At 71.7% G+C, this 2248-nt stretch carries 3 protein-coding genes; 1 reads left to right on the top strand and 2 read right to left on the bottom strand.

The window, feature by feature from the left end:
- A partial coding sequence (locus CCN33_RS20940; RefSeq protein ID WP_140394608.1) for a hypothetical protein occupies positions 1-133 on the top strand: 133 nt, incomplete at its 5' end.
- A 208-nt stretch (positions 134-341) separates the two neighbouring features.
- Here the strand turns inward: CCN33_RS20940 and CCN33_RS20935 are convergent.
- The gene (locus tag CCN33_RS20935; protein ID WP_086695103.1) at positions 342-827 is read right to left on the bottom strand and encodes a rhodanese-like domain-containing protein; all 486 of its coding nucleotides are present in this window, start codon (positions 825-827) and stop codon (positions 342-344) included.
- 159 nt (positions 828-986) lie between these two features.
- A complete protein-coding gene (locus tag CCN33_RS20930; protein WP_086695102.1) occupies positions 987-1967 on the bottom strand; it encodes a helix-turn-helix domain-containing protein in 981 nt (326 codons plus the stop codon).
- Positions 1968-2248: the final 281 nt, after the last annotated feature.

Below are 2248 nucleotides of genomic sequence, written 5' to 3'. Positions count from 1 at the left end.
TTTCCGTACGGTCCCCGCCGCCCTCACCCAGGGTCAGCGCGACTTCTTCGGCGCCCACACCTACCACCGCACCGACCGCGACGGCACCTTCCACACCCTCTGGGGCGGGGACCGTACGGAAATCAGCGCCTGACGGCTCCGAGAGCACCCCGAAGCGGACCCTTACGGGGTGCACTCGCCGAACAGCACGAAGGCTCGGGACACACGGCTTGGTCCCGAGCCTTCTTCGGACCGGCCTCGTGGCAGGATCAGGGGCCGCGCGGTCATCACCCCCTGCGGCTGAGCACTGTCCGGCAGGCGCGGCGGACCACGACACCCCTAGGGGGTGTCTCGTCGATCCTTCAGCACGCGCAGGAGATGCCCGAGCGCGGAGCGGTCAGGTCGTCGACAGGGCGCTGTTCGGCGCCGGTGGCGGAGTCGTAGGCGAAGCCCTCGCGCGCCCAGTACTCGAAGCCACCGAGCATTTCCTTGACCTGGTAGCCGAGGCGGGCGAAGGCGAGGGCCGCGCGTGTCGCGCCGTTGCAGCCGGGGCCCCAGCAGTAGGTGACCACGGTCTGGGCGGGGTCGATCAACTGCGGCGCCAGGTCGGCGATGTGCGCGGTGGGAATGTGGAGGGCACCGGGGATGTGGCCCTGCTCCCAGGCGGCATCGCTGCGGGTGTCGACCACCACGACCCCGGGTGTGCCGGACGCCAGGTCGGCGTGGACGTCGGAGACGTCCGCCTCGAAGGCCAGGCGGGCGGCGTAGTGGGCGACGGCCTCGGCCGGGGCGGCGGCGGGCACGCTCAGGACCGCGCCGGTGATCTCGGCGGAAGCGGCGTCAGGCATGGAGGTACCCCTTGTCCTTGCTGGTGGGAACGGGATTCAGTGGGCCGCGTCGGGTTTCCCCGACCGGCGACAGCTCCATCCTCTGACCCCTGCACCCGTCCTACGAGTGGCGTGAACGCCGCAGGTCGTCAAGATTCCGCCAGTCGTACGGGGTGCCCCTCATGGGCGCGCAGGGATGCGGGTGAACGTCTTGCGGTAGGCCGTCGGTGTCGTCCGCATCCGGCGGGTGAAGTGGTGCCGGTACGTCGCGGTGCTGTCGAAGCCGACCGCGGCGGCGACCTCGTCCACGGTGCCCTCGCCGGACTCGAGCAGCGGCAGGCTGGCAGCCACCCGCTGACCGATGACCCATCGCATGGGGCTCACGCCGTTGCGGCGAGTGAAGTGCCTCAAGTACGAGCGTTCCGACATGCGCGCAGCCTGGGCCAGGGCGGGCACGGACAGGGGGGTGTGCAGATGGCGCAGTGCCCAGTTCATGCTCTGCGTGACGCCGTCGCCCTCGGAGCCGATCTCTCCCACCGCCGCCTCGATGAACTGGGCCTGGCCGCCCTCGCGGTGCGGCGGAACCACGAAGCGGCGCGCCACCGCGTTGGCGACGGCCGCACCGTGATCGGCCCTGACCAGGTAGAGGCACAGGTCGATACCGGCCGCGCTGCCTGCGCTGGTGAGGACATCGCCGTTGTCGACGTACAGCACGTCGGGGTCGACCTTGATCCCGGGATGCCGTTCGGCGAGCTCGGGGGCGTAGCGCCAGTGGGTGGTGGCGCGTCGGCCCTCCAGCAGGCCGGTCGCGGCCAGCGCGAACGCCCCGGAGCAGATCGACACCAGGCGCGCCCCCCGCGTATGAGCCCGCAGCAACGCTTCCACCAGCGCGGGCGAGACCTCCGCCCCCGCCTTGGCCACCCCCGGCACGATCACCGTGTCCGCCGCGGCCAGCACGTCGAGCCCATGCTCGGCGCGCAGCGTGAACCCGCCGACCGCCCGCAGATCCCCGCCGGGTTCCTCGGCGCATACCCGCAACTCGTACCAGGGCAGGTCTCCCAGCTCTGGCCGGGACAGGCCGAAGACCTCCACCACCACACCCAGCTCGAAGGGCGCCATCCCGTCGAAGGCCAGGACGGCCACCACATGCGTCTTCGCCATGGCTGGATCTTAGTAATCACCAAGATCTGGCCATGCCGAGGGCGGACGGTGAGATGGTCGGGCCGCCCCGCCGCCGGAACGGCCTCCCGTTGCGAGCGCGGGCGTATGCCGGCGGAGCCGCGACAGGCCAGGGCTCCCCCAGCCGTCGCGGCTCCGCCTGTTCGCTCAAGCGGGCCCAGAGAGCGTCAGCTTCGATCGACGTCCGCCTCGTACCCCTCAGTGGCTCAGCGGGGGTCCCGGCTCCGGGCTCGGCACGGGGTCGGGGCCCGGTGGGATGGGCG

This window comes from Streptomyces recifensis (genome assembly GCF_002154615.1).
Taxonomy (GTDB): Bacteria; Actinomycetota; Actinomycetes; order Streptomycetales; family Streptomycetaceae; genus Streptomyces; species Streptomyces griseoluteus.
Note: the sequence above shows the minus strand (reverse complement) of the source record. Positions and strands in the feature narration are given on the sequence as shown.

Bases quoted from the DNA above. Each gene is read 5' to 3' on its own strand.
- CCN33_RS20935 (WP_086695103.1), bottom strand. From the start codon at position 827: ATGCCTGACGCCGCTTCCGCCGAGATCACCGGCGCGGTCCTGAGCGTG.
- CCN33_RS20930 (WP_086695102.1), bottom strand. From the start codon at position 1,967: ATGGCGAAGACGCATGTGGTGGCCGTCCTGGCCTTCGACGGGATGGCG.